Annotated in this window: 4 protein-coding genes and 4 pseudogenes; 4 read left to right on the forward strand and 4 right to left on the reverse strand. The window is 66.3% G+C overall.

The window, feature by feature from the left end; translation table 11 throughout:
• Positions 1 to 288: 288 nt before the first annotated feature.
• The 4 genes and pseudogenes from IEZ19_RS48895 to IEZ19_RS48905 all read left to right on the forward strand — a co-directional run bounded on the left by IEZ19_RS48895 (position 289) and on the right by IEZ19_RS48905 (position 2,432).
• Complete coding sequence (locus IEZ19_RS48895; RefSeq protein ID WP_189317818.1) at positions 289 to 1,095, forward strand: alpha/beta fold hydrolase; 807 nt, start codon at positions 289 to 291, stop codon at positions 1,093 to 1,095.
• Positions 1,096 to 1,368: 273 nt separating this feature from the next.
• A pseudogene (locus IEZ19_RS52930) lies at positions 1,369 to 1,515 on the forward strand (IS3 family transposase); the annotation flags it as partial.
• Positions 1,516 to 1,521: 6 nt separating this feature from the next.
• Positions 1,522 to 1,944, forward strand: a pseudogene (locus IEZ19_RS48900) (ISL3 family transposase); the annotation flags it as partial.
• A 131-nt stretch (positions 1,945 to 2,075) separates the two neighbouring features.
• Positions 2,076 to 2,432 (forward strand): hypothetical protein, encoded by a 357-nt coding sequence (locus IEZ19_RS48905; protein ID WP_229841719.1) that lies wholly within the window; start codon positions 2,076 to 2,078, stop codon positions 2,430 to 2,432.
• Positions 2,433 to 2,612: 180 nt separating this feature from the next.
• On the opposite strand, the gene IEZ19_RS48910 is transcribed toward IEZ19_RS48905, so the two are convergent.
• The 4 genes and pseudogenes from IEZ19_RS48910 to IEZ19_RS48930 all read right to left on the reverse strand — a co-directional run.
• Entirely contained in the window at positions 2,613 to 3,209 is a 597-nt protein-coding gene (locus IEZ19_RS48910) for a TetR/AcrR family transcriptional regulator (RefSeq protein WP_229841720.1), read from the reverse strand.
• A 161-nt stretch (positions 3,210 to 3,370) separates the two neighbouring features.
• Positions 3,371 to 3,953: pseudogene (locus IEZ19_RS48915) on the reverse strand (TetR/AcrR family transcriptional regulator).
• A 135-nt stretch (positions 3,954 to 4,088) separates the two neighbouring features.
• Positions 4,089 to 4,217 (reverse strand): annotated as a pseudogene (locus IEZ19_RS48920) (short-chain dehydrogenase/reductase); the annotation flags it as partial.
• Between the two features lie 517 nt (positions 4,218 to 4,734).
• Positions 4,735 to 5,430: TetR/AcrR family transcriptional regulator (locus IEZ19_RS48930; protein WP_373297192.1), on the reverse strand; the 696-nt coding region annotated here is incomplete at its 5' end.

Here is a 5,430-nt window from a genome sequence, read left to right on the forward strand (position 1 = left end):
CGCGCTTCGGAGGCGCTGCCGCCTTCTGGGGTCGGGCTCATACCGTCAGGCTAGCAAACAGAGAGATAGAACGTTCTGTCTTGACACAGGTTCGTTGGGCGCTTCTAATGAAGTGACTGAACGTTCTCCCTCGGCGTGTGGGTCGAGACATCACTGCACCTGTCGCACGGATGTTGCAGCCGCGTTGTCGAGCCAGCCCCCGGGCGAGGCAAGGGCGTCCAGGTCCACTGCGGGCAGGGGCCAGCCCTCTGCACTGCGAAACCCCCAGTCGAACCGAAAGGCCACATCATGCGAATTCGCGTCCCACGTCGTGTCGCGCTCACCGCCGGCGCCCTCGCTCTGCTCGGTGCCACCACCGCTCCGGGTGTGGCAATGGCGACCAGCGAAGGATCTTCCTCCGCATCTGCTTCCCCGAAGCCGACCGTCGTCCTCGTCCACGGAGCGTGGGCGGATTCCTCCAGCTGGTCGCCGGTGATGGAGCGGCTGCGCAAGGACGGCTATCCCGTGCGCGCCATCGCCAATCCTCTGCAGGGGCTCACCAGCGACACGGCCTACGTCTCCAGCTACCTGTCCACGATCAAGGGTCCCGTGGTGCTGGTCGGCCACTCCTACGGCGGTGCCGTGATCACCAACTCCGCCGCCTCGGACCCCGATGTCAAGGCCCTGGTCTACATCGCCGGCTTCATCCCCGAGAAGGGGGAGACGGTGGGTGACCTGGCCAAGAAGTCGCCGGAACTTCCGGTGGTGCCGACTGACGTCCCGGGCGGGGCGGAGGTGTCCATCAATCCGGACCGCTTCCGGGACGTGTTCGCCGGTGACGTCGACAAGACCACAGCTGCCGATCTGGCAGCGGTTCAGCGACCCGCCAACACCAAGGCGGTCACCGACGCCAGCGTTCAGGAAGCGTTCCGCACCATCCCGTCCTGGGATCTGATCACCCGCCAGGACCACGCGATCGCTCCCGACGCCCAGCGCTTCATGGCCAAGCGAGCCGGAGTCCACACCGAGGAGGTCGACGCCTCCCACGCCGTGATGATCAGCCACCCCGGTGCAGTCACCCACATCATCGAGGACGCTGCCCGCAGCACCAGGTGAAACGCACCCCTGCACAAACGCGCGCTGTTGCCTGAGCTGCCTGCCTAGGGTGTCGTTTGGGCCAGGCCGGCGGCCCGGGACATTCCCGGGCCGCACGGCCGAACGGCCATCGTGACCGGCGTAAACACCAGGGTCCGGAGCTGTCACAGGGTGCGGAGATCGGTGCCCTGGGGCCATTGCGTGCTGCCACTGTTGCGACGACCACTTGAATTCACCCAATACACGTCGATCAAGCTCACAACACGGCTGCTGCGAGCGGGAATTGAGGCATCCATGGGCTCCGTCGGGGACTCGTATGACAACACCCTGGCCGAGAACCTCTGGATACTCATCAAGACCGAGGGCATCCGAGGCCGCACCTTCGCCACCCGAGCCGAGGCGAACCTCGCGCTGTTCGAGTACATCCACGGCTTCTATAACCCCCGGCGCATCACCCCCGCCTACCGGCCGACCCTCGTCGAGCCCTACCGAGACCATCTCCGTGCTCGCCGTGCGGCAGACCCCGCCATCCCCATCACCCAACTACTGCGGGAAATCCGGGAGCTGGGCTACACCGGCAGCGCCAACCTGCCGGTCCGCTACCTCAACCAGGCCCGCGCCGAGGGTGGTGACCGACCCATCACCACACCGCGCCACGCCAGCCGCCTCCTACTCACCAACCCCGAGAATCCGCGCCCGAAAGAGGCCTCTCTGCTGGAGAAGATCGCCGCGGCCTGCCCGGAGACGACCGCACTCGCCGAACTCGTACGCGACTTCGCCGCCCTGCTGAAGCCGGCCGAGGGCAACGACACGAAACCCACCGAGTGGATCACGGCCGCCCGCGCCGTCGACCTACCCCACCTGCGCAGCCTTCTGCCCTGACGGACACCCAACCTCACCACCGACTACGGGACAGACCCGTTCATCTTGGAGAAGGGGATGGCCCCGGACCTCGCTAGTCTTCGCGCACCGAGATCAAGGAGGACCGGGTGCTTGAGGGTGTGCTCATCGCCGAAAGCCTGCGTATTGGGGCCAGGCTGACGGACGTCCCGCTGCAGGTCAACAAGATCGCACGGATCGAGGTATCCACTGCCGTGACCGGCCAGCCGCGGCAGTGGACCCTGCTGGGCTTCGCCGCGGAGGAGAATGACGCCGAGGATCTGGCCGAGCAGATGGCCGCGAACCTCGCTCCAACAGGAGGGTGGTACGTCAACTACAACACGGCGACCGAGGCGTTCGTCGTCTTCCCGGGAAGGGTCTTCCGTTACCCACGCGGCCAGGCCGAAGGACGCCGCGAAGCGCAGGACCACGGACGCTCCATCGGTATCCCGGAACCGCAACTGGACTGGCAAGACTGACCCGGAGGGAACCGAGGGGGAATTCGCCCGACAAGCCCCCTGGGGAATATCGCCGTCGTCGACAGGACGTCGAGGAACTGGTTCCGGTCGGATCCGGGTATGCCCCACATGTAGCGGATGTTCCTCGCCGTGACCGAGGTCATCCCCTGACGCCGAGCGGCGACGCACGCGCGTCGTGTGTCAGCCCGTCATCACCCTGCGCCAGATCTCGACGATCGTCGCGCTCGCTCGTTCCAGGTCCCCTTCTCCCGAGCAGGCAGCGCGGTAGAAGGTGCGTTCCGTCATCCAGCACAGGGCATAGGCCAGTGCGGAGGCGCCGCCGGGCCCGTCTTCTTCCGGGATTCCAGCGCTCCTGAGCACCTGCGTCATGGTCCGGGCGAAACGTTCCACGGTTTCGCTCCAGGCGGCTCCGATGACCGGATGCAGCGCCGAGTAGTCCACCGCCGCACGCATGACCGTACTGTGGGCCCGCCAGACCTGCTCGGTCGCGTGGACGGCCCGTTCCATGGCCTTCAAGGGCGAGGAGGACTCATCTCGAGCCGTGGCATCGGCATGCGCCCGGATGGTGCGCATGGTTCGTTCAACGAGAGCCGCCAGGACCTCGTGCTTGTTGCCGAAGTAGAAGTACAGGGAGCCCCGGGAAATCCCGGCCCTCTGAGCGATCGCCTCGACCGTGAGGTTCTCAAGACTCGTGTGCTCGAGCAGCTCTTCGGCGGCGTCCAGAAGGGCCTGCTCACGCAGGTCTCCCTTCCTGGGGGCGTCACTGCGCCTTCCCACGGTCATCTCCCCTGATCGACTTTCTGCAGCACTCTACTTCGACGGCGCGGACGCGTGGGCGGAGCGTTCATCCGACGGTTCGTGTGCGGGAACGCACTCCTACGTGGAGGGCTCCTGCCAGGCACCCGCGCCACAGCCTTCACCTGGCCCATGCGCACCGATCAGACGAGGCGCGCAGTGCGCAGCCAAACCTCCAGACAGGTGGCGGCCGCCTGCTCAAGCTCGTCGTCACCGGCCTGGGAAGCGCGGTAGAACGTTCGCTCAATCATCCAGCACAGGGCTCTGGCCGGAGACGCAGCAGCGTGGGGGCCGTCGCCTGCGGGCACGCCGGCGCGTTGCAGGATACGCGTGATCGCTTCGATGAAGATCTCCGCAGCCTGGGTCCAGAGGACGCCGATCTCGGGCACGGATCGGCCGAGGTCGGTGGCAGCCTGCATGACCAGGCCGTGTTCCTGCCACAGCGCCCGAGTACGTGACATGACGGTCTCGATGGCCTCGCGCGGCTCGGCAGGATCGTGTGCAGCATGCCGTGACTTCTGCTGCAGTGCGGCCACAGTACGAGCGACCAGACCGGACACCACGTCCCGCTTGGAGCGGAAGTAGAAGTAGAGGGAGCCGCGCGAGATGCCGGCACCCGCCGCGATGACGGTCGCCGACCGTCATCGCCTCGAATCCGACCTTCCCCAGCAGGGCTTCCGCCGCATCGAGGATGGCTTGTTCCCGGACGTCGCCCTTGCGCGGCATGTCCGAACGTCGCCGCCCCACGTCCGCCACTGGCGCTCGTGGGCACAGCCGGGGGCTCGCGCCCGTCGGCGCAGACGGGGCGGGTTCGTGCCCTGTGCCGGTCCACCGCCTACTGGGCACCCGCCCCGGCGAGTTTCAGTTCGCGATCTGGGCTCCGTTGGCGAAGTCCGTCGTCCGCGACAACTCCTCCCAGGCGCGGATGTCGTGGTCCACTGCCTGCCGGGCCTGCGCGAGGCGCAGGGCGTCGGAGCCCAGAACCAGATGCAGCAGTGTCACGAGTAGGCACGGAACCAGTGACGCAATCGAGTACACCACCCTGGCCAGTGGATTGCCGGTGAGGTTGACGAGGGAGCCGTTGATCAGAGGCAGGAAGCCGCCGAAGAGGATGTTGCCGAGTTGCTGGGCGATGCCGAAGCCGGTGGTGCAGGTCTGCGAGGGGAAGCGCTCGGAGATGAAGGCTGACAAGGGCGCCATAGCAGTGAGCACGGCCAGCACGGTGATCAGTGCCGATAGTCGAATCATCGTCGCAGGGCCGAACAGGCCGACGACGACGGAATCTTCACGAGCAGGGCGAGGACATGGCATCCACCGCCGGACGCACTCCGTCATCCTGGCTCGGTCCACTTTCGGAGTCCCCAGCGGGCCTGGCAAGGCTGGAGTCGATCGCCGTCCGTGACCAGTCGAACTGCTTTACCAACCGCAGCTTCGTCAGCAGGACGACATGGAGCCGAGCTCCCGGCGGCGCTCCCATTCCCCGTCAGGCACTGCCGGGTCCGGATCGTCACGCTCCACTCACGTCGAAAGCCACACCCTTTGCGCGACCGCGCTGGTCGGCGAGACCGCGGATCAGCGCGACGAACGAAGCGACGTGTGAGCTGTAGCTCATGCCGTCGAAGCTATGCGTGACTGACAGACCGTCAGTCATAGACCGACCGAGGACAGCCAACTGCTCGACGAAGGCCTCGTCCTCTTCGCCCCCATCCGGGGCAAAGATCGGCGCGAGGGCCTCCACCCAGGACCTGTGGGCGGAGTCACGAATGCGGCGCACGGTAGTCCGCACCGTCTCAGCGTCCTTCTGCGGGCCAACGCTGATGGCCAGCAGAAGGCGGAGGTAGTCGGGCCGTTGGTCGAGGGATGCGCACGCCGTCGTGAGCCATGCCTCGAATCGCTCGAGCGGCTCACGATCAGCGAATGAGGACGGAGCCGGGAACTGAGCGTGAAACTCCTGAAAGGTGCGCTCAAGCAAGGCCGCCAGGACGCCAAGCTTGTTGCCGAAGTGGTAGTAGATCGAGCTGGCCGGCAGACCTGACTCCGTGGACAGGTCCGATATGGCCATGCCGTCGTACCCTCGGTTTGCGACGAGGGTACGCGCCGCGTCAAGAATGACGTCGCGGCTGCTCGAGCTGGCAGCGGACAACCCTCTCTGACATCGTCGGGTGAGACGCCCCGAAATGATCAGATATTGTGGGCGGGCACG

It is taken from the genome of Streptomyces brasiliensis, from assembly GCF_014647875.1.
GTDB lineage: Bacteria > Actinomycetota > Actinomycetes > Streptomycetales > Streptomycetaceae > Streptomyces > Streptomyces brasiliensis.

Coding starts and splice junctions, on each gene's coding strand:
- IEZ19_RS48895 (WP_189317818.1), top strand. CDS start 289: ATGCGAATTCGCGTCCCACGTCGTGTCGCGCTCACCGCCGGCGCCCTC.